The organism is Propionicimonas sp. (genome assembly GCF_049840635.1).
Lineage (GTDB): Bacteria > Actinomycetota > Actinomycetes > Propionibacteriales > Propionibacteriaceae > Propionicimonas.
Window position 1 is genome coordinate 1019764 of sequence record NZ_JASGKL010000004.1, and the last position, 20419, is coordinate 1040182.

20 protein-coding genes and 1 pseudogene are annotated in these 20419 nt (G+C 71.0%); 7 read left to right on the forward strand and 14 right to left on the reverse strand.

Annotated elements, in window-relative coordinates; genetic code table 11:
* Positions 1–96 precede the first annotated feature (96 nt).
* The gene (locus QM779_RS04950) at positions 97–1344 is read left to right on the forward strand and encodes a pyrophosphate--fructose-6-phosphate 1-phosphotransferase (protein ID WP_428532484.1); all 1248 of its coding nucleotides are present in this window, start codon (positions 97–99) and stop codon (positions 1342–1344) included.
* Positions 1345–1401: 57 nt separating this feature from the next.
* Here QM779_RS04950 and QM779_RS04955 read toward each other — a convergent pair whose 3' ends face one another.
* The 12 genes from QM779_RS04955 to QM779_RS05010 form a co-directional block, all read right to left on the reverse strand.
* A complete protein-coding gene (locus QM779_RS04955; RefSeq protein ID WP_428532487.1) occupies positions 1402–2556 on the reverse strand; it encodes a pyridoxal phosphate-dependent aminotransferase in 1155 nt (384 codons plus the stop codon).
* On the reverse strand, positions 2553–3629 hold the full coding sequence (locus QM779_RS04960; protein WP_428532490.1) for a YihY/virulence factor BrkB family protein: 1077 nt from the start codon (positions 3627–3629) through the stop codon (positions 2553–2555). Before QM779_RS04960 ends, QM779_RS04955 begins: the two co-directional genes overlap by 4 nt.
* Positions 3630–3640: 11 nt before the next feature.
* On the reverse strand, positions 3641–6493 hold the full coding sequence (gcvP, locus tag QM779_RS04965) for an aminomethyl-transferring glycine dehydrogenase (RefSeq protein ID WP_428532493.1): 2853 nt from the start codon (positions 6491–6493) through the stop codon (positions 3641–3643).
* 92 nt (positions 6494–6585) lie between these two features.
* Entirely contained in the window at positions 6586–7134 is a 549-nt protein-coding gene (locus tag QM779_RS04970; protein ID WP_428532496.1) for a MerR family transcriptional regulator, read from the reverse strand.
* A 342-nt stretch (positions 7135–7476) separates the two neighbouring features.
* Positions 7477–7980 carry a bifunctional nuclease family protein gene (locus QM779_RS04975; protein WP_428532499.1) on the reverse strand — a complete coding sequence of 168 codons (504 nt, stop codon included), beginning with the start codon at positions 7978–7980 and terminating at the stop codon, positions 7477–7479.
* Between the two features lie 7 nt (positions 7981–7987).
* Positions 7988–8683 carry a MerR family transcriptional regulator gene (locus QM779_RS04980; protein ID WP_428532502.1) on the reverse strand — a complete coding sequence of 232 codons (696 nt, stop codon included), beginning with the start codon at positions 8681–8683 and terminating at the stop codon, positions 7988–7990.
* Positions 8683–9165, reverse strand: a complete 483-nt coding sequence (locus tag QM779_RS04985) for an FHA domain-containing protein (RefSeq protein WP_428532505.1) — start codon at positions 9163–9165, stop codon at positions 8683–8685. Before QM779_RS04985 ends, QM779_RS04980 begins: the two co-directional genes overlap by 1 nt.
* 71 nt (positions 9166–9236) lie before the next feature.
* Complete coding sequence (gene gcvH / locus QM779_RS04990; RefSeq protein ID WP_428532508.1) at positions 9237–9617, reverse strand: glycine cleavage system protein GcvH; 381 nt, start codon at positions 9615–9617, stop codon at positions 9237–9239.
* Between the two features lie 64 nt (positions 9618–9681).
* Positions 9682–10296, reverse strand: coding sequence for a CDP-alcohol phosphatidyltransferase family protein (locus QM779_RS04995; protein WP_428532511.1), 615 nt, complete (start codon positions 10294–10296; stop codon positions 9682–9684).
* A gap of 23 nt (positions 10297–10319) precedes the next feature.
* Positions 10320–10871, reverse strand: coding sequence for an HIT family protein (locus QM779_RS05000; RefSeq protein WP_428532514.1), 552 nt, complete (start codon positions 10869–10871; stop codon positions 10320–10322).
* Positions 10872–10876: 5 nt separating this feature from the next.
* A complete protein-coding gene (thrS, locus tag QM779_RS05005) occupies positions 10877–12907 on the reverse strand; it encodes a threonine--tRNA ligase (protein ID WP_428532517.1) in 2031 nt (676 codons plus the stop codon).
* Between the two features lie 47 nt (positions 12908–12954).
* Positions 12955–14319 (reverse strand): hypothetical protein, encoded by a 1365-nt coding sequence (locus QM779_RS05010; protein ID WP_428532520.1) that lies wholly within the window; start codon positions 14317–14319, stop codon positions 12955–12957.
* 100 nt (positions 14320–14419) lie between these two features.
* Here QM779_RS05010 and QM779_RS05015 point away from each other — a divergent pair, with 100 nt between their 5' ends.
* Together QM779_RS05015 and QM779_RS05020 are read left to right on the forward strand one after the other, a co-directional pair.
* A complete protein-coding gene (locus tag QM779_RS05015; protein ID WP_428532523.1) occupies positions 14420–15307 on the forward strand; it encodes a cation transporter in 888 nt (295 codons plus the stop codon).
* Positions 15308–15317: 10 nt separating this feature from the next.
* Positions 15318–15503 carry a hypothetical protein gene (locus QM779_RS05020; protein ID WP_428532526.1) on the forward strand — a complete coding sequence of 62 codons (186 nt, stop codon included), beginning with the start codon at positions 15318–15320 and terminating at the stop codon, positions 15501–15503.
* Between the two features lie 4 nt (positions 15504–15507).
* Here the strand turns inward: QM779_RS05020 and QM779_RS05025 are convergent, their stop codons facing one another.
* Positions 15508–15672 (reverse strand): hypothetical protein, encoded by a 165-nt coding sequence (locus QM779_RS05025; protein ID WP_428533099.1) that lies wholly within the window; start codon positions 15670–15672, stop codon positions 15508–15510.
* On the opposite strand from QM779_RS05025, the pseudogene QM779_RS05030 reads away from it, so the two are divergent.
* Positions 15593–15909 (forward strand): annotated as a pseudogene (locus QM779_RS05030) (S1C family serine protease); the annotation flags it as partial. The gene QM779_RS05025 and the pseudogene QM779_RS05030 overlap by 80 nt on opposite strands.
* Before the next feature lie 114 nt (positions 15910–16023).
* The gene (locus tag QM779_RS05035; protein ID WP_428533072.1) at positions 16024–16386 is read left to right on the forward strand and encodes a S1C family serine protease; all 363 of its coding nucleotides are present in this window, start codon (positions 16024–16026) and stop codon (positions 16384–16386) included.
* Positions 16387–16461: 75 nt separating this feature from the next.
* Here QM779_RS05035 and QM779_RS05040 read toward each other — a convergent pair whose 3' ends face one another.
* Positions 16462–17133 (reverse strand): response regulator transcription factor, encoded by a 672-nt coding sequence (locus QM779_RS05040; RefSeq protein ID WP_428532529.1) that lies wholly within the window; start codon positions 17131–17133, stop codon positions 16462–16464.
* Between the two features lie 174 nt (positions 17134–17307).
* Between QM779_RS05040 and QM779_RS05045 the strand changes: the two genes are divergently transcribed.
* Together QM779_RS05045 and QM779_RS05050 are read left to right on the forward strand one after the other, a co-directional pair.
* Complete coding sequence (locus QM779_RS05045; RefSeq protein WP_428532532.1) at positions 17308–19800, forward strand: phosphoketolase family protein; 2493 nt, start codon at positions 17308–17310, stop codon at positions 19798–19800.
* Positions 19797–20357 (forward strand): histidine phosphatase family protein, encoded by a 561-nt coding sequence (locus QM779_RS05050; protein WP_428532535.1) that lies wholly within the window; start codon positions 19797–19799, stop codon positions 20355–20357. Before QM779_RS05045 ends, QM779_RS05050 begins: the two co-directional genes overlap by 4 nt.
* The last annotated feature ends 62 nt before the right edge of the window (positions 20358–20419 follow it).

Consider the following 20419-nt stretch of genomic DNA (forward strand, 5'->3'; position numbering starts at 1 on the left):
CTCATTGTGCCCCCGCGCGCACCGGTCCACGAGAGTTGTGCACAGGCCGGTTCCCGACCGGAATCGGTAGGCTGGGGGGACGCTCGAGATCCCGCAATGATTGGAATCCCCACGATGGTCCAGAAAGTCGCGCTGCTCACCGCCGGGGGCTTCGCCCCGTGCCTGTCCTCCGCCGTCGGCGGCCTCATCGAGCGGTACACCGAACTGGCTCCGGACGTGGAGATCATCGGCTACAAGAACGGCTACCAGGGGCTGCTCACCGGCGACTTCCTGGCTGTCACCGACGAGGTGCGGGCCAAGGCGAGCCTGCTCCACAACTACGGGGGCTCGCCGCTGGGGAACTCGCGCGTGAAGCTCACCAACGCCAAGGACCTGGTCAAGCGCGGCCTCGTCGCCGAGGGTGAGGACCCGCTCAAGGTCGCCGCGGACCGGCTCGTCGCCGACGGCGTCGACGTCCTGCACACCATCGGCGGTGACGACACCAACACCACCGCCGCCGACCTCGCCGCCTACCTCGCCAAGCACGACTACGGCCTGACCGTGGTCGGCCTGCCCAAGACGATCGACAACGACGTGGTGCCGATCCGCCAGTCGCTCGGCGCCGACACGGCCGCAGAGATGGGCGCCCGGTTCGCCAAGAACGTCATGGCCGAGCACAACGCGGGGACGCGGATCCTGATCATCCACGAGGTGATGGGACGCAACTGCGGCTGGCTCACCGCCGCCACTGCTCGCAAGTACCACGAGTGGGTCGAGAGCGTGGAGTGGCTTCCCGAGATCGGGCTTTCCAAGGAGGCGTGGGACGTGCACGCGATCCTCGTCCCCGAGGCAGAGATCAACATCGAGCAGGAGGCTGCCCGCCTGATCAAGGTGATGGACGAGGTCGGCTGCGTCAACATCTTCCTCTCCGAGGGCGCCGGCATCGCCGACATCGTGGAGGAGATGGAGAAGAGCGGCCAGGAGGTCGCCCGCGACGCGTTCGGCCACATCCGCCTCGAGCGGATCAACCCCGGTGCCTGGTTCGCCAAGCAGTTCTCCAAGATGCTCAACTCCGAGAAGGTCCTGGTGCAGAAGTCGGGCTACTACTCCCGCTCGGCCGCCGCCAACGCGTTCGACCTCGCGCTGATCAAGGAGATGACCGACCTCGCCGTCGACTCCGCGCTCGCCGGGAACCCCGGCGTCGTCGGGCACGACGAGGAGGCCGGCGACGTGCTCAGCGTGATCGCCTTCGACCGGATCAAGGGCGGCAAGCCGTTCGACATCAGCCAGGACTGGTACCTCGACCTGCTCTCCGAGATCGGCCAGCCCGCGCCCGTCCCCGCGCACACCCCAGCCGAGCACTGAGTTCCCGCGGTCGTCCGTCCCCCAGGGGCGGGCGGCCGCTGTGCGTCCGGAGCTGGCTCAGGACGCGACGTGGGCGACCAGCCGGTCGAGGGCCTCGTCGAGTACTTCGGTCGAGCCGCAGAAGCTGAGGCGCATCATGCGGTGGCCGGCGCTCCGGTCGAAGTCGATGCCGGGGGCCAGCGCGACCCCCGTCGCCGCCAGCACCTCCGCGCACCAGCGGCGGCTGTCGTCGGTGAGGTGGCTGACGTCGCACCACGCGTAGAAGGCTCCGTCCGGCGGCGCGAAGCTGGTGATGCCGAGCTCCGGCAGCCGACGCAGCAACAGGTCGCGGTTGCGTGCATACCGCGCGACGTGGCCGTCCAGCTCCGCCCTCGCCTCCGATCCGAACGCCGCCAGCGCCGCGGCCTGCGACACCGCCGGTGCGCAGATCGACAGGTTCCCCTGCAGGAGTTCGGCCGGACGCCGCAGCTCGGCGGGCAGCAGCAGCCAGCCCAGCCGCCAGCCCGTCATCGAGTGGTACTTGCTCACCGAGCCCAGCACCACCGCGTCCGCGGAGAACTCGCGGACGCTCGCGCAGCGGCGTCCGTACGAGATCCCGTGGTAGATCTCGTCGCTGAGCAGGACGCAGTCGCGCGCCGCGCACCACTCCGCGATCGCGGCGAGCTCGCCCTCCTCGATGATCGTGCCGGTCGGGTTGGACGGCGAGGCGATCACGAGCCCCGCCGGCACCTCCGGCAGCGCGTCGAGCATCGCCACGGTCGGCTGGAATCGCGTGTCCGGCCCGACGTCGAGGTCGAGGACGCGGCAGCCCAGGCTGAGCAGCGTGTTGCGGTACGCCGGATAGCCAGGACGCGTCATCGCGACGACGTCGCCGGCATCGAACGCCGCGAGCACGGCCAGCTGGAACCCGGCCGACGAGCCGGTGGTGACCAGCACCTCGTCGGGATCGACGGCCACGCCGTAGCGCTGCGCGTACTCCGCGGCGATCGTCCAGCGCAGCTCCGGGATGCCGGCCGACACCGTGTAGCCGAGCACCTCGGACGTCACGGCTTCCTGCGCCGCGTCCCGCACCGCCGCCGGCGCGGGCGTGGCCGGCTGGCCCACGCACAGCAGGATCGCGTCGCCATGGGTGCGCTGCCGTTCGGTCGCCGCCTTGGCCACCTCCATGACGTGGAACGGCTCGACCTGCCCGCGCAGCGAGGGTGCCCTCATCCCCGGCGCCCGAAGAGCCGGGCCAGGATCGAGGTGAGCACGGCCCCGACCCCCAGGCCGGTGGCGGCGCCGACGACGTATCCCGTGCCCAGCCCGATGCCGAGGGACTTCTGGGCCACCTCGCTCGAGACGTACACCTCGCCGGGCCGATCGGGTTCGGGGACGGGTTCGGGCTCGGCGACGGCCACCTCGAGCGCAGGGGCCGGTTCCTCGTTCGTCGCCAGCCACGCCGCGATGTAGAGCAGCAGGGTGGCGAACAGGTTGAGGAACAGCATCAGCACCAGCGTGGAGCCGAAGACCGCGAAACCGAGGTTCCGGGAGAACGCGCCGATCAGGTAGCCCGTCAGGGCCTGCAGGACGATCAGTCCGAACGACCCGATCCCCGACCCGACCCAGGCCAGGTGGCTCGGCACCGGGCGGGGACTGAACCACCCGAACAGCAGGCGGAACAGCACCGCGCCCATGGCGAACGACACGACGAGGCCGAGCACCCGCAGCGCCCACGACCAGCCGGGCAACTCCTCGAAGCCGAGCCAGCCCCCGATCGTGCCGGCCAGCCAGGTCGAGCCGCCGGACGCGACGAACGTGGCGGCGATGCCGACCAGCAGGCCGAGCAGCCCGGCGAAGTTCGCGAGGATGTCGAGCGGCAGCGGAAGCTGCTTGCCCGGCTTGTCGACCTCCTCGCGCATCAGCAGCCGCACCGCGCGCTTGAGGTTGCCCACCCAGCTCGAGCCGACCCAGATGATGATGCCGAGAGCGATGATGCTGAGCGACGCCCAGCTGTTCAGCGCGCTGACGATCACCCTGTACAGGCTCTCGCCCAGGTTTGAGTTGGTCGTCAGCTGCTGCTCGATCAGCTTCTCCAGATCAGCGAGAGCGTCCGGGCGGAAGACCGTCAGGATGAGGCCCAGCGCCGAGAACGCGAGCATGATGATCGGCACGAGGGCGAGGACGGAGAAGAACGCGATCGCCGCGGCCAGCTGGGCACCACCGCGGACGTTGAACCGCTCGACCGCCCGCAGCACGTGGGCGACCGGGCGCCGTTTCGAGAACTCCGCCCACCACTCCAGCATGGCTGCTCCCCTCAGTCCTCGTAGGCGGCCACCGGTGGGCACGTGCAGACGAGGTTCCGGTCGCCGAAGGCCTGGTCGATCCGCGCCACGGACGGCCAGTACTTGTCACGTCCCCCCGAACCGACCGGACCCGGACGGACGCCCGCCGGGTAGGCCGCGAGTTCCCGACTGTAGGGGTGTACCCAGTCGGCGGCGATGATCCTCGACGCCGGGTGCGGGGCGTTGTGCAGCGGGTTGTCGTCGGCCGGCCAGGTGCCGTCGGCGACCGCGTCCATCTCGGCGCGGATGGCCAGCATCGCCTCGCAGAACCGGTCGAGCTCCGCTCGCGACTCCGACTCGGTCGGCTCCACCATCAGCGTGCCCGCGACGGGGAAGCTCATCGTCGGGGCGTGGAACCCGTAGTCGACCAGCCGCTTGGCGACATCGTCGACCGTGACGCCGGTGCGCCGGGTGAGCTCGCGCAGGTCGAGGATGCACTCGTGCGCGACCAGCCCGGACGCACCGGTGTACAGGACGGGGAACGCGGGCTCCAGCCGCTTCGCGACGTAGTTCGCGGCGAGGATCGCGGACTGGGCGGCCCGCTTCAGTCCGTCCGCTCCCATAAGGGCGATGAACGCCCACGTGATCGGCAGGACGCCGGCCGAACCGAACGGTCCGGCGCTGACCGGCCCGTAGCTGCTCGCCGGGCCGGCGGAGGCCACCAGCGGGTGGTTGGGCAGGTAGGGCGCCAGGTGCTCACGGACGGCCACAGGGCCGACGCCCGGACCGCCGCCGCCGTGCGGGATCGCGAACGTCTTGTGCAGGTTGAGGTGGCTGACGTCCGCTCCGAACCGTCCCGGACGCGCCAGGCCGAGCATGGCGTTGAGGTTGGCCCCGTCGACGTAGACCTGCCCTCCGGCCTCGTGCACCTGCCGGCAGATCTCGGTGATCGTCTCCTCGAAGACGCCGTGGGTGGACGGGTAGGTCACCATCACCGCGGCGAGGTCGGCGGCGTGCTGCTCGATCTTCGCCGCCAGGTCGGCCAGGTCGACCGAACCGTCCTCGGCCGTCGCGACCACGACGACCCGCATCCCCGCCATCACCGCGGACGCGGCGTTGGTGCCGTGGGCGGACGCGGGGATCAGGCACACCGTCCGGTTCGACGCCCCGTGGGCCAGGTGGAACGAGCGGATCGCCATCAGCCCGGCGAACTCGCCCTGGCTGCCGGCGTTCGGCTGGAGCGAGACCCGGTCGTAGCCGGTGATCTCGGCCAGCCAGTCGCACAGCTGCCCGATCAGCTCCGCGTACCCGGCCGCGTCCGCCTCGGGGACGAACGGGTGCAGGCCGGCGAAGCCCGGGTAACTGATCGGCTCCATCGCTGCGGCGGGGTTCAGCTTCAGCGTGCAGGAGCCGAGCGGGATCATGCCCTTGTCGAGCGCGAAATCGCGGTCCGAGAGGGTGCGCAGGTAGCGCAGCAGCTCGGTCTCGCTGCGGTAGGCGTGGAACACCGGGTGGGTGAGGTAGTCGAGTTCCCTGTGGTGGTCGCCCAGGCCGCCGGCGACCGCGTCGGTGAGCGTCACGCCGAAGGCGGACGCGACCGCGGCGAGCTCGCTCTTCCCGGTGTCCTCCCCCACGCTCACGCCCACGTGGTCGGCATCGACGAGGCGCAGGTGCACCCCGGACGCCCGCGCGGCGGCCACGACGTCGGCGGCCCGGCCCGGAACCTCGACGGTGAGGGTGTCGAAGAACGCGTCCCCGGCCAGCCCCAGCCCTCCGGCGCGCAGCGCCGCGGCGAGTCGCCGGGCGCGGTCGTGGACGCCGCGGGCGATCGCGGCCAGCCCCTCCGGTCCGTGGTGGACGGCGTAGCAGCTGGCCGTGACCGCCAGCAGGACCTGGGCCGTGCAGATGTTGGAGGTCGCCTTCTCCCTGCGGATGTGCTGCTCCCTGGTCTGCAGGGCGAGCCGGAACGCGGGCACGCCGTCGGCGTCCTTGCTGAGCCCGACGATGCGTCCGGGCAGCTGTCGCTCCAGCCCCTGCCGCACGGCGATGTAGCCGGCGTGCGGCCCCCCGTAGAACAGCGTGACGCCGAAGCGCTGGGCCGAGCCGACGACGATGTCCGCGCCCCAGCGCGCGGGCGCATCGATCAGGGTGAGCGCGAGCAGGTCGGCCGCGGCGATCAGCTGGGCGCCGTTGTCGTGGGCGAGGGCGGCGAGCTCGCCGAGGTCGGCCACGGACGGGAGGCGTCCGTCGGCGCCCGGCACCTGCACCACGACGGCGAACGCCTGGTGCGCGCGCACCGCGTCGGCGAGTCCGTCCTCCGCCACCACGATCTCGACACCGGTGGCGAGGCAACGGGTCCGCAGGACGGCGAGGCTCTGCGGCAGCACGTTGGCGTCGACCACGACGACGCCGCCCTTGCGGGACACACGGTGGGCCACGGCGACCGCCTCGGCGACGGCGGTGCCCTCATCGAGGAGGCTCGCGCCGGCCACCGGCAGACCGGTGAGGTCGGAGATCATCGTCTGGAAGTTCGCCAGCGCCTCCAGGCGGCCCTGGCTGATCTCGGGCTGGTAGGGCGTGTAGGCGGTGTACCAGGCCGGGTTCTCCAGCACCGTCCGCCGGATCACCGGCGGGGTGATCGTCCCGTGGTAGCCCAGCCCGATCATCGACGTGCCGGGCACGTTCCGGGCAGCGAGGGACGCGAGGTGCCGCTCCACCTCGAACTCGCTCAGGGCTGCGGGGAGGTCGAGCGGCGCGGTGAGGCGGATGGCCTCGGGCACCGCGGCGTCGGTGAGGGCGTCCAGGCTCGCGTAGCCGAGGGCGGCGAGCATCTGGGCCTGGTCGTCTGTGTCTGTGCCGATGTGGCGGGTCGTGAAGTCGTTCATCGCGAGCACAAACCTATCCCGACCTGCGGCCGGGGCCCGTCCCTGCCGGCGGTGTGGTCACCGGCGCACCGCGCAGCGACCGCGGGAGGTCCTCAGCCGGCGGCCCGGGCGCGGCGACGCTGCGACAACTCGTCGTTGGTGTGCGCGGGCTCCTCCGCGCGCTCGGCGGGGAGCTCCTGGAGGGTGCCCTCGATGTCGCGCCAGACACCACCCAGCGCGATCCCGAACATCCCCTGCCCGCCCCGCAGCAGGTCGATCACCTGGTCGTCGGAGGTGCACTCGTACACCGAGACGCCGTCACTCATCAGCGTCACCGTGGTCAGGTCCTCGACGCCGCGGGCGCGCAGGTGGTCGATGGCGGTGCGGATCTGCTGCAGCGAGATGCCCGCGTCGATCAGGCGCTTGATCACCTTCAGGATCAGCAGGTCGCGGAAGCTGTAGAGACGCTGCGTCCCCGACCCGCCGGCAGGCCGGACCTCGGGGACGACCAGGCCGGTGCGGGCCCAGTAGTCGAGCTGGCGGTAGGTGATGTCGGCCGCGCGGCACGCCACCGGGCCACGGAAGCCGAGGTCGTCGGGCATCGGTGCGAAATCGCCGTCGAACAGCAGGTCCTGGGTCGGCTCCTGGTGCTGAGCGTTCATGACGGCCCTCTTCTCGATCGGGTGAATCACCTCGGTGGGATTACGACGGTAATCCGCCCCGCTGGCGAGGGTCAACGACACGCCGCGCCGCACCCGCGGCGTCCACCGAGTCTGAACCGCTACCTCAGGGTTGCCGCGCCGGGGGTCCGTCCACCTTGTAGTGGACCGAGCCGCGGCGAACTCACCACAAACCGTCCACCGTGACGTGGACCCACGCCCCGTCCAGCTTGACGTGGACCGAACTGCGGCGAACTCGCCACAAACCGTCCACCTAGACGTGGACCCACGCCCCGTCCATCTAGACGTGGACCGAACTGCGGCGAGTTCGCGACGAAAGGGCGCTCAGGACTCGCCGGACTCGCCGGTGAAGTCGTCGGGGTTCACGGAGTCGAGGAACTCCCGGAACCGCTCGACCTCGTCGTCGGCACCGGCCGCTTCCGCCGGGGGCACGCCGTCGGCGGGGTCGATCCCTGCCTCGTCCAGCACCTCGTCGACGCACTGGATCGGACAGCCCGCACGCATTGCGAACGCGATCGCATCGCTCGGACGCGCGGCCACGCACCGCGAGCCGAGGACGAGCTCGGCGTAGAACTGGCCGTCCTCGTAGGCGATGATCCGCACCGCCTCCAGGTCCTCCGCGCCGGATTCGACCAGCCGCCAGGCGAGATCGTGGATGTTCGGCCGCTCGGGGTCGGGGTCCTCGGTCGCGCTGAAGATCGCCGACGCGCCGCCGTGGCTCATCCAGATCGGCAGCAGCCGGTGCAGCCCGGCCACCTCCTCGAGCACCACCAAGGGAACCGCCTCCCCCGTGGAGACCCGGATCTCGACCACCTTCAGCTCGTGCACCCCGGCCTCACTGGGGGAGCTGGGAGCGCATCAGCGCCGCGTGGGCGTGCAGGACGAGCTGCATCACCTCCGCGGGCAGCGTCCGGTTGGACGGGTTGCGGCGCAGGTGGGGGGCGATCGCCTGCTCGATCAGGCCGACCTCGCGCTCGGCCGCCTGCTTGACCACCCGCAGGTGCCGGGCGTCCATCCCGAACGCGGCGAGCTTGCGGGAGATCACCGCCACGGTGAGGGCGTCCCTGCCGTAGTAGATCGTGCCGCGCCGGGGAGCGACGAGCTGGTGCTTCTCCAGTTCGGCGAGCGCGGGCTCGCTCAGGCCGCTCAGCTCGAGGAGCTCGCGGCGCGTGATCCGGATCGCCCGCTTGGGGGGACGCGGCTGGCTCTGCACGGCGGCCGCGGCATCCTCGACGTCCTCCGGCCCCCCGGTCCGCGCGGGACCGAGCGCGGGCGGCTCCTGGCCGCGGTCCATCATCTCCAGGTGCTCGCGGATCACCTTCAGCGGCAGGTAGTGGTTCTTCTGGACGTCGAGGATGTAGCGCAGCCGCTCGATGTCCGACTCCGCGTAGCGGCGGTAACCCGAGGGTGCCCGCTCCGGCGAGATCAGCCCCTCGGACTCCAGGAACCGGATCTTGGAGATGGAGACGTCGTCGAACTCGGGTTTCAGGATGGCCAGGACCTGGCCGATGCTCCGCAGCCCGAGAGCCATCAGTCCTGCCCGGCGAAGAACACCATGCGGAACTTGCCGATCTGCACCTCGTCGCCGCGGCGCAGCGCCACCTCGCCGTCGATCAGGGTGCGGTTCACGTAGGTGCCGTTCAGGCTGTTCTCGTCGGTGACCCACACCTGGCCGTCACGCCGCGTGAACCGCGCGTGGTGCCGGGACACCGTGATGTCGTCGAGGAAGATGTCGCACCGCGGGTGCCGCCCCGCCGTGATCACGTCGGAGTCGATCAGGTACCGGGCGCCCGCCTGGGTTCCCTTCAGGACCAGCAGCAGCGCCGAACCCTGGGGCAGCGCCTCGATGGCCGCCGCGTCGGCGGCGTCCAGCTCGTCGAACTGGAACTCCTCCACGACCGGGGGGATCACCCTCGTGGTGTCACCGGAGAGCTTGGCCAGGCTCGCGCCGCAGTGCGGGCAGAAGTTCGCGGCCTCGGTGAGTTCGTGGCCACAGGCGGGGCAATGCATCATCTAGGTCACCTTCCGTGCCTGGCTGGGAGCCCTCCCCCCGACTGAGGCTCAACGACAGGTAGACCGTCAGCCTAGCTGGAGACGAGCTCGCTGTACGCGTCGGCGTCCAGAAGATCCTCGACCTCTCCGGCCTCGGACAACTCGAGCTCGAAGATCCAACCGTCACCGTAAGGGTCAGAGTTGATCGTCTCGGGCGCGGTGTTGAGCAGTTCGTTGACGGCGGTCACCACGCCGCTGGCGGGTGAGTAGACGTCGGAGACGCTCTTGGTGGACTCCACCTCGGCGCAGGCGTCGTCGGCGGCTACCTCCTCGCCGACCTGCGGCAGGGACACGTAGACGACGTCCCCGAGCGCCTCGGCGGCGTAGTCGGTGATGCCGACCCGGACCGAGTTGCCCGCGCCCTGGCGCACCCACTCGTGCTTGCTGGTGTAGCGAAGATCATCGGGGAACACGCACGCACTCCTTCTGACGACGACCGTCCGTCGTCAACGGCTCCAGCCTATCGGTTCCGGGGGTTCAGGCCCGCTCGTTCGCCGAGGCCGCCGGTTCGACCGGGATCCGCCGGATCACCTCGACGCCCTGGCCGATGTACAGCAGCCCCGACCACCAGTACAGGCCGGCCCCCCAGATCACGAAGGCCCACCCGGCCACCCGGGCCGCGGTGTGCCAGGCGTCGTCGCCGACGCCCAGCAGGACCAGGGGGAACGCGTACAGCAGGGCGAACGTCGCCGCCTTGCCCAGGAAGTGGACGGGGAGGCTGACGAAGCCCCTGCGCCGCAGCGCCGGCCAGATCGTGGTGAACATGAGCACGTCGCGGGCGGCCAGCAGGGCGACCAGCCACCAGGGCACGATCTCCCGGATCGCGAAACCCAGCAGGGTGGCGAGGATGTACAGCCGGTCGGCCAGCGGGTCGAGCACCTGGCCGAGGCGCGAGCGCTGGTGCCAGCTGCGGGCCAGCTTGCCGTCCAGCCAGTCGGTGGCTCCTCCGACAACCAGCACCACCACGGCCCACACGTCCGACTGGCGCTCCAGCAGCAGCCACAGGAACAGGGGGACGCCGAGCAGGCGGATGAAGCTGAGGATGTTGGGGACCGTCAGCACCCGTTCGGTGTCGTAAGGTTCGCCGGCCACGGGTGAAGACTATGCGATCCGGCTCACAGGTTGCTCCAAGCCGTGGCAACCAGGTCCTGCGTCTGTGCGAGCAGCTGGGGCAGCGCCCTCGTCTGGCCGACGACGGGCAGGAAGTTCGCGTCGCCCAGCCAGCGCGGGACGACATGCTGGTGCAGATGGGCGGCGATCCCCGCGCCGGCCACCTCGCCCTGGTTCATGCCCAGGTTGAAACCGGCAGGGTGCGAGACGCCGCGCAGCACGGTCATCGCCTGCCGGGTGAGCTCCGCGACCTCGGCCACCTCCGGGCCGGTCAGGTCGGTGTAGTCGCTGACGTGCCGGTACGGGCACACCAGCAGGTGCCCGGGCGAGTACGGGTACAGGTTGAGGACGGCGTAGGCGTGCGCGCCGCGACGCACGATCAGCGCGTCGGCGTCCGGCAGGCCCGGGGCGCGGCAGAACGGGCAGGTGCCCTCGCCGGCGTCCGCCGGCTTGTTCTCGCCCTCGATGTAGACCATCCGGTGCGGTGTCCAGAGTCGCTGGAACGCGTCGGGGACGCCGGGCAGCGACCCGGCGTCCTCGATGCGCACCTCGTCCATCGTCGTCAGCGCTTCGGCGGACGCGTGGCCGCCACGATCTCCTCGATCGCTTCGGCCACCGGGACGCCGTTCTTCTGGGTGCCGTCGCGGTAGCGGAACGACACCGCGCCCGCGGCCGCGTCCTGCTCCCCCGCGATCAGCATGAACGGGACCTTCTGGGTCTGCGCGTTACGGATCTTCTTGCCGAACCGGTCGTCGGAGCGGTCCACCTCCACCCGCACGTCCGCCCTCCTGAGCTGGTCGGCGATCCCGGCCAGGTACGGCTCGTACTCCGCGGCGACAGGGATGCACTCCACCTGCACGGGGTGCAGCCAGGCCGGGAACGCGCCCGCGTAGTGCTCGGTGAGCACACCGATGAACCGCTCGATCGAGCCGAACTTGGCCGAGTGGATCATCACCGGCTCGGCGGGATGCCCGTCCGGACCTGTGTAGGTCAGGCCGAACCGGGCCGGCTGGTTGAAGTCGTACTGGATGGTCGACATCTGCCAGGTGCGGCCGATCGCGTCCTTGGCCTGGACGGAGATCTTCGGGCCGTAGTACGCCGCCCCGCCCGGATCCGGCACCAGCTCGAGGCCCGACTCGCGTCCGACCTTCTCCAGGACGGCCGTCGCGGTCTCCCACTGCTCGTCGGAGCCGATGAACTTCGAGGACTTCGCTCCCTCGGTGTCCCGGGTGGACAGCTCCAGGTAGTAGTCGTCCAGGCCGAAGTCCTCGAGCAGTTCGGTGATGAACTTCAGCAGGTGCTTGACCTCGTCGGCCGCGCCCTCGGCGGTGACATAGGAGTGCGAGTCGTCCTGCGTGATCATCCGCACCCGGGTGAGCCCCTGCAGGACGCCGGACTTCTCGTTGCGGTACACGGTGCCGAACTCGAACAGCCGCAGCGGCAGCTCCCGGTACGACCTCCCCCTCGACTTGAAGATGAGGTTGTGGCCGGGGCAGTTCATGGCCTTCAGGTAGTAGTTCTGGCCATCGTCGTCCATCGGGGGAAACATGCCGTCGGCGTAGTACGGCAGGTGGCCGGAGGTACGGAACAGCACCTCCTTGGCGATGTGCGGCGTCCCCACGTACTCGAACCCTGCCCGGATGTGGGCGGCGCGGACGTAGTCCTCCATCGCCCGCTTGATCACCCCGCCCTTCGGGTGGAACACCGGAAGGCCGGCGCCGAGCTCCTCGGGGAAGCTGAACAGGTCCAGTTCGGCCCCCAGCTTGCGGTGGTCGCGCCGGGCGGCCTCGGCGAGCCGGTTCTGGTGCGCGACCAGGTCGTCCTTGGACGCCCAGGCGGTGCCGTAGACGCGCTGCAACTGCTGGTTGCGCTGGTCGCCGCGCCAGTAGGCCGCCGACGACCGGGTGAGCGCCCAACCGTTGCCGAGGTAACCGGTGTGCGGCACGTGCGGGCCGCGGCACAGGTCCTTCCACGCCACGCTGCCGTCACGCCGGACGTTGTCGTAGATGGTCAGTTCGCCCGCGCCGACCTCGACCGACGCGCCCTCGGTGGACGCCGCCGAGCCCTTCAGGCCGATCAGTTCGAGCTTGTACGGCTCGGACGCGAGTTCCTGCGCGGCGTCCGCGTCGCTGACCGCCCTGCGGACGAACCGCTGGCGCTCCTTGACGATGCCGGTCATCTCCTTCTCGATCACCTTCAGGTCCTCGGGGGTGAGCGGCTCGGCGATGTCGAAGTCGTAGTAGAAGCCGTCGGTGATCGGCGGCCCGATGCCGAGCTTCGCGTCCGCGTGCAGCCGCTGCAGGGCCTGGGCGGTGACGTGCGCGCACGAGTGCCGGATGATCGCCAGGCCCTCGTCACTGGTGGCGAGGACGGGCTCCACCTCGTCGGCGTCGTTCAGGACGGTGGCGAGGTCGACCGTCGCCCCGTTCACCCGGAGGGCCACGACCGTGCGGTCGTCGCCGAAGACGTCCAGCCCGGTCGTGCCGGTCTCGACCACCCGGGTTTCGCGCGACTCGTTACGCACCACGGTGAGGGAGACAGACACGTTGGGATTCCTTTCCAGACCGCCGGCGACCTGCCGGCAGGGGTCCATTCTGCCCCCTCGCGTCCGGTCGACCCGCATCCGGGGAACGCCGGGGCTCAGCGGTGGAGTGGTACGACCTTGTCCGTCGGAGCGGACGCCACCGTCAGGTCCCTGTACCCGGGCAGCGAGCCGGTGACCTTCACCGTGATCGCGTACCCGACGTCCGCACCGCTCAGGGTGTAGGTCGGGCCGGTCGCCTTCGTGACCAGCACCGTGCCCCGGTACCAGTGGTAGCTGAACGAGACGCCGGCCGGCTTCCACGTGCCGGGGTCGGCGGTGAGCTCCTTGCTCACCACGGCCTGGCCGCTGATGGTCGGGGTGTCGGGGTCGAGCGTGCCCAGCTGGATCTCGCTCGTCCACGCCGAGTACTTGGTCACGGGGGTGAAGCCGCGACGCGAGCCGGTCACGCGGACCTTCAGCCGGTGGCCGAGGTCAGCGGCGGCGAGCTTGTAGGTCGACTTGGTCGCCTGGTCGATGCGGACGTCACCGCCGGAACCGGACCGGTACCACTGGTAGGCGAGCGACACCTCGCCCGGGCCCCACTGCCTCGGCAGTGCGGTCAGCACCTGTCCGACCGCCCCCACCCCGGAGTACAGCGGGACAGGCGTGGGGTCGAGGACGCCCGCGGCGACGAGCCCCGTCGGCTCGGAGGTACGGGTCTGTGTCTCGAAGTTCGTCCTGCTGCCCCGCACGCGGACGCGGATGGCGTGCCCCAGGTCCGCCGCGACGAGCCGGTAGGTCCTGCCGGTTGCCCCCGCGATGGGGGCGTCGTCCCTCAGCCACTGCCGGGTGAGCTGGACCGTGCCCGGTCCCCACGCGTCGACGACGCTGGTCAGGGTGTGCCCCACCCGCGCGGTCCCGGTCACCTCCGGGGTCGCAGGACGCAGCTGTGCGCCGAGGACGGGACCGACCGCGGCGGAATCCTGCATGAGCGGGGTGAAGCCGGCCCTGTTACCCGTGATCCGCACGGAGAAGCTGTGGCCGATGTCGCCCGCGGCGAGTCGGAGCGTGGTGCCCGTCGCTCCGGCGACCGCGGCGCCGTCCCGCAGCCACTGGTAGGAGAGGGTCACCTTCCCCGGACCCCAGCGAGGAACGTCGAAGCCGAGTTCGGACCCGTACCGGAGGCGGCCCTCGATCGTCGGGGCCGCCGCGGGGCGGAGCACGTCCATGCTGCTGGCCGACGCGGTGGGGCGCGGCGTGGTCGCGCTGGGCGCGGGATCGACCGGAGTGGTGACGGGTTCGGAGGTCGCGGGGGCCGGCGAGGGGCTCGGCGCGGCGGACTGGCTGGGCACGACCGGAGCGGTGGGCGAAGGCTCGTTCCTTCCCCCGAGGCCGAAGGCCGCACAGCCGGTGAGCGCGGCCACGACGATGAGCGTCCCGAGCCCACGGCATCGGGACGCGAGGTCCGCCACCCCGCGCATACCCCTCCTCCAGTTGTCGGGCACTACCGTAGTGTCCGCGGCGCCGTTTGGGGATGCCGCAACACACCGGTGATACCAGGGAGAGGATGCGAGGTCCGCGATGACGGAGTCCGGCGTCCTGCGCCTTTCGGTCCTCGTCTCGCTTCTCGTCGGCGCAGTCGGTGTCGCGTGGGGGGTGCTCGCCGACTCGCGGGTGGTGCTGTTCGACGGGCTGTTCACGATCTTCGGGACGGCGCTGTCGGGGATCTCGCTGTTCGCTGCCTGGGCCGCCGGCCTCGAGCCGGACCGGCGTTATCCGTTCGGGCGCGAGGCGGTCATCCCGGTCGCCATCCTCCTGCAGGGAGCGGCCCTGGGCGGGACGCTGGTGTACGCGGCGATCGACTCGTTCTCGCTCCTTCTCGCCGGGGGAACGGATGCGACTCCCGCCAGCGTGATCGGCTACGGCGTGGTCACGCTCGTGGTCGCGCTGGTGATGACGTTCGCGCTGCGGCGCCTCGCCCCCCGTTCGGAGCTGGCCGCCGCGGAGGCCGACCAGTGGCGGGCGGGGACCGTCCTCAGCGCGATCATCGCCGTCGGCGCGGCCGCGGCGGCAGGGGCGGCCGCGCTCGGCTGGCACCACGTCGTGCCCTACGCCGACCCGGTCCTCGTCCTGGTCGCGGTCGCCGTCCTCGCGCCGGTCCCGTGGCGGTTGGTCCGCACGGCCGGTCGGGAGATCCTCGAGGCTGCTCCCCCGCCGTCCGTGCAGGACCGGATCGACACCGCGGCAGCCCGGGCCTCGGCCGAGTTCGGACTCGGCGAGCCGATCGTGCGGGCGACGAAACTCGGCCGGCGCCTGTATGTCGAAGTGGATTTCGTCGTGGGCGCGGGAGAATGGGACGTCGCCGACGAGGACCGGGTGCGCCGGATGCTCATCGGCGACCTCGAACCCATCGGCTATGAGGTGTGGGCGAACGTGGAACTCACCACCGACCCCACCCTGGCCACCTGAGGAGGAGACGGTGTCGCAGTCCCGCAGTTGGTGGTTCCGCCGCCCCGCGCTGAACTGGCTGGAGCTGATCGGGCTGGGACTCGCCGTCGCCCTCGTGGCCGGAGGGCTCGGCGCGACGGCGGCGATCAACCTCTCCCCGCGTCGGGCTCCTGCGACACGACCCGGGTCGCGACGTCCACCCTGCCGTCGGTGGTGACGGTCTACGTGACCGGCAAGGAGGCCGCCGGTTCGGGCAGCGGGGCGATCATCCGCGCGGACGGGGTCATCCTCACCAACGACCACGTGATCGCGGCCGCGGCCACGTCCGGGACGATCGAGGTCCTGCTGAACAACGGCGAGCAGCTCACGGCCCACCTGGTCGGCACCGACCCGATCACGGACCTCGCCGTGCTCAAGGTCGACCGCAACAAGCTGCCGACACTGCTGCTCTCCCCCGCGAGGAACTCTCGGTCGGACAGCCCGTGGTGGCGCTCGGCGCACCCCTGGGGCTGTCCGGGACGGTCACCAGCGGCATCGTCAGTGCGCTCGGACGCAACGTGCCCGTTCCCAAGGCCAGCGGCGGGACCACCGTGCTCGCCGGGGCGATCCAGACCGACGCGTCCATCAACCCCGGCAACTCGGGCGGACCGCTGGTCACCTGCGAGGGGCGCCTGGTCGGGGTCAACACCGCCATCTCGACGGTCCCGGACGCGAACGGCAACGGCGGCGGGGGCAGCGTGGGCATCGGCTTCGCCGTCCCCGCGAGCACCGCCCAGCGGATCGTCGACGAGTTGCTCGCCAACGGCAGGGCCACGCACCCGTGGATCGGCGCCCAGACCGCGCAGATCAGCCAGGACACCGCCGACCGCTTCTCCACGGTGGCCGGCCTCTTCGTGCAGGAGGTCACCGCCGGCGGGCCCGCCGCGTCCGCCGGCCTCCAGGTCGGGGACGTGATCACCCGGATCAACGACCAGGCCGCCAACAGCGTCTCGCTGGCCTGGCTCCTGGTCAGCGCGAAGGTCGGTGACGAGGTCGCCATCGACTACTCCCGGGACGGCACCGCCCAGCACACCACCCTCACCCTCGCCGAGCAGCCCTGACGCTCCCGCCGGGAAGACGGAGATCCCGGGTCAAGCCCGGGATGACAGGGGGGTGGGCAGTCCGAGCGCACCCGGTCAGGCGGCGACGAGGCCGCGGCCGCGGGCCATGCTGACCGCGACCAGTCGGTCGTGAACGCCGAGCTTGTCGTAGATGTTGCCCAGGTGCTTGTGGACGGTACGCGGCGACAACTCCAGCCGGGACGCGATCGAGGTCGCCAGAAGGCCCTGGGCGAGCAGCTCCAGCACCTCCAGTTCGCGGGATGTCAGGCCGAGCTCGCGGGCCGCGTCCAGCCCCGCCCGCGACCGGCCGCGGCGCTCCCGCGCGGCGACGACGTGCGGCAGCAGCGCCATCAGCGGCGGAACCGCCTCCCGCAGCAGCAGCACGTGGTCGTCGCCGAAGCCCTCCCGCTTGGCGAACGCCAGGACGCGGTGCGGGCTGCCGTCCACGCCGTCCGGAGTGAATCCGCCCGGCGCGACCACCAGCACCTCGCCGAGCCGGTGGTGCTCGCGCAGCGTAGGCACCGACGCCTCGCCGTCGGCACCGGCCTCCAGCAGGCGCACGAGCGCCGCAGCGGCCCGGCTGTCCGGGTAGCAGGTGGCCGACGCGCCCCCCTCGGCGGCGTCCGGCACGTAGCAGGCCGCGACGTCCGCCTCGAGGTTCTGGGCCAGGTACCGGCAGACCACCTGCTCTGCGTCCACGTCCGCAGCCAGCGCCTCCGCCGCCTCGACCAGCATCCCCACGATCACCAGTGCACGCTGTCCGCGATCCACATCCCACCCCCGGTTCAGCCGGGTCCCGACCTGCACACAGGACACCCGGTATTCATCAGCTCGTCGTTTCGGAGCGAGCGAGGGCGGTGTTGATACGTAGGCGACTGGGCAAGAATGATGAGCACGGCGAACCGAGCGACAGGAGCGGCAGTGTCAGCGAACCCGATCGGCACCCGGGCCTGGCGGGCGCGTCCCGCCGACGCCCCCGAGGTGATCAGCGACGAGACCGCCGAACTCATCGAGGGCTGGTGGCGCGCGGCGAACTACCTGTCGGTCGGCCAGATCTACCTGCTCGACAACCCGCTGCTGCGGCGTCCGCTGACCAGGGACGACGTGAAGCGCCGGCTGCTCGGGCACTGGGGGACGACGCCCGGCCTCAACTTCCTCTACGCGCACCTCAACCGGGCGATCGTCGAACGTGACCTGAACGCCATCTACATCGCCGGACCCGGCCACGGCGGCCCCGGGCTGGTGGCGAACGCCTACCTCGACGGCACCTACACCGAGGTGTACCCGAGCATCACCCACGACGAGGCCGGGCTGGGCAGGCTGTTCAAGCAGTTCTCCTTCCCCGGCGGCATCCCGTCCCACGTCTCCCCCGAGTGCCCGGGCTCGATCCACGAGGGCGGCGAGCTCGGCTATTCGCTCTCCCACGCCTACGGCTCGGTGTACAACTCCCCCACCCAGCTCACGTTCACCGTGGTGGGCGACGGCGAGGCCGAGACCGGTCCGGCCGCCACCGGCTGGCACGGCAACAAGTTCGTCAACCCCCGGACGGACGGCGTCGTGCTGCCGGTGCTGCACCTGAACGGCTACAAGATCGCCAACCCGACCGTGCTGGCCCGGATCCCCGACGACGAGCTGGCCGACCTCATGCGCGGGTACGGCCACGACCCGCTCTTCTTCGAGGCCACCCCCGACGACGACCACCTCGAGACGCACAAGCGCTTCGCCCGGCTGCTGGACGACGCCCTGGACCGGATCGTCGAGATCAAGACGGACGCCGAGTCGGTCGACCCCGAGGACGTCGCGCGTCCCCGCTGGCCGATGATCGTGTTCCGCACGCCGAAGGGCTGGACCGGCCCGAAGTCGGTGGACGGCAAGCAGACCGAGGGCCACTGGCGCAGCCACCAGGTACCGCTGGCGAACGCGCGCGATTCCGACGAGCACCTGCAGGTGCTGGCCGACTGGCTGGCGAGCTACCGCGCCGACGAGCTGTTCGACGCGGACGGGGCACTCCTGGACCGCTTTGACGCGCTGCGCCCTGCCGGGGACCGCCGGGTCTCTGCCAACCCGGTCGCCAACGGGGGCCAGCTGCTCAAGGACCTCCTGATGCCCGACTTCCGCGACTTCGCGATCGAGCCGGACGCGGACGGCCACGGCGGCCCGATGGTCGAGTCCACCAAGCGGCTGGGCGAGTTCCTCGCCGAGGTCTCCCGCCGCAACCCGGCGAACTTCCGGGTCTTCGGGCCGGACGAGACCGCGTCCAACCGGCTGCAGGCCGTGTACGAGGCCACCCCCAAGCAGTTCGTCGGCGAATACCTGCCCACCGACGCGCCGGACCCGATGCGCAAGCAGGGCCAAGTGGTGGAGGTGCTCAGCGAGCACCAGTGCCAGGGCTGGCTGGAGGGCTACCTGCTCACCGGACGGCACGGCGTGATGAGCTCCTACGAGGCGTTCATCCACGTCGTCGACTCGATGTTCAACCAGCACGCGAAGTGGATGGAGGCCACCAACGAGATCGGCTGGCGGCGTCCGGTCGCGTCCCTGAACTACCTGCTCAGCTCGCACGTGTGGCGCCAGGACCACAACGGGTTCAGCCACCAGGACCCGGGCTTCCTCGACGTCGTGATGAACAAGTCGCCCGAGGTGATCCGGGTGTACCTGCCGCCGGACGTGAACACGCTGCTGTCGACGTTCGACCACTGCCTGCGCTCCAAGCAGTACGTGAACGTCGTGGTGGCGGGCAAGCAGCCGGAGCCGGTCTTCCTGAGCATGGAGGAGGCGATCGCGCACTGCACGCGCGGCCTGGGCATCTGGGACTGGGCGGGCACCGAGGAGCCGGGGGCCGAGCCGGATGTGGTGCTGGCGTGCGCGGGCGACGTCCCCACGCTGGAGACGCTGGCGGCGGCCGACCTGCTCCGGCAGCACGTCCCTGACCTGAAGGTGCGGGTGGTGAACGTGGTCGACCTGATGCGGCTGCAGGACGAGCGCGAGCATCCCCACGGCCTGTCCGACCGCGACTTCGACACGATCTTCACCTCCGACCGGCCGGTGATCTTCGCCTTCCACGGCTATCCGTGGCTGGTGCACCGGCTGGCCTACCGGAGGACGAACCACTCCAACATCCACGTCCGCGGGTTCAAGGAGAAGGGCTCCACCACGACGCCGTTCGACATGTGCATGCGCAACGACATCGACCGGTTCCACCTCGTCATCGACGTGATCGACCGCGTGCCGAGCCTGCGGGCCCGCTACGCCACGCTGCGCCAGGACATGGTGGACCGCCGGATCGCGGCCAAGGCGTACGCCTACCAGTGGGGCACCGACCTCCCCGAGATCGCCGACTGGGTGTGGCCGGACGCCGGCGACGCCGCCGGCGAGGTGTCCGCGTCCGCTTCGACCGGTGGGGACAACGAGTGACGCTGCTGTACCTCGTCCGGCACGGCGAGACCGAGTGGAGCCGGTCGGGGCAGCACACGTCGGTCACAGAGCTCGACCTGACCGACCACGGCGTGGAGCAGGCGATGTCGGTGGGTGCGCGGCTGGACCCGAGCGACTTCGACCTCGTCCTGTGCAGCCCGCGGCTGCGCGCACGGCGGACGGCGGAACTGGCCGGCTTCACCGACTACGAGGTCACCGAAGACCTGGCCGAGTGGTACTACGGCGACTTCGAGGGCCTGACCAGCGACCAGATCCGGCAGCACTACCCGGGCTGGCGGATCTGGTTCAACGGCTGCCCCGGCGGGGAGTCGGCGGACGAGGTCAGGGCGCGGCTGACCCGGGTGGTGGCCCGGGTGCGGGCGTCCGGGGTGGACAGGGCGATCTGCTTCGGCCACGGGCACGCGTCCCGCGTCCTCGCGCTGTGCTGGCTGGACTTCCCGATCATCTTCGGCCAGAGCTTCCCGCTCGAGGTGGGCAGTGTCTCGATCCTCGGCCGCGAGAAGGAGTCCGCCGCCGTCGTCCGCTGGAACAGCTGACCCCCCGGTACGCGGGGCGGCACGATGGGGACGGTTCCTATCGTGCCGCGCGGCCTGACCGC

Bases quoted from the DNA above. Each gene is read 5' to 3' on its own strand.
- QM779_RS04950 (WP_428532484.1), top strand. From the start codon at position 97: ATGATTGGAATCCCCACGATGGTCCAGAAAGTCGCGCTGCTCACCGCC.
- QM779_RS04955 (WP_428532487.1), bottom strand. From the start codon at position 2,556: ATGAGGGCACCCTCGCTGCGCGGGCAGGTCGAGCCGTTCCACGTCATG.
- QM779_RS04960 (WP_428532490.1), bottom strand. From the start codon at position 3,629: ATGCTGGAGTGGTGGGCGGAGTTCTCGAAACGGCGCCCGGTCGCCCAC.
- gcvP (WP_428532493.1), bottom strand. From the start codon at position 6,493: ATGAACGACTTCACGACCCGCCACATCGGCACAGACACAGACGACCAG.
- QM779_RS04970 (WP_428532496.1), bottom strand. From the start codon at position 7,134: ATGAACGCTCAGCACCAGGAGCCGACCCAGGACCTGCTGTTCGACGGC.
- QM779_RS04980 (WP_428532502.1), bottom strand. From the start codon at position 8,683: ATGGCTCTCGGGCTGCGGAGCATCGGCCAGGTCCTGGCCATCCTGAAA.
- QM779_RS04985 (WP_428532505.1), bottom strand. From the start codon at position 9,165: ATGATGCATTGCCCCGCCTGTGGCCACGAACTCACCGAGGCCGCGAAC.
- QM779_RS05000 (WP_428532514.1), bottom strand. From the start codon at position 10,871: ATGGACGAGGTGCGCATCGAGGACGCCGGGTCGCTGCCCGGCGTCCCC.
- thrS (WP_428532517.1), bottom strand. From the start codon at position 12,907: ATGGACCCCTGCCGGCAGGTCGCCGGCGGTCTGGAAAGGAATCCCAAC.
- QM779_RS05010 (WP_428532520.1), bottom strand. From the start codon at position 14,319: ATGCGCGGGGTGGCGGACCTCGCGTCCCGATGCCGTGGGCTCGGGACG.
- QM779_RS05015 (WP_428532523.1), top strand. From the start codon at position 14,420: ATGACGGAGTCCGGCGTCCTGCGCCTTTCGGTCCTCGTCTCGCTTCTC.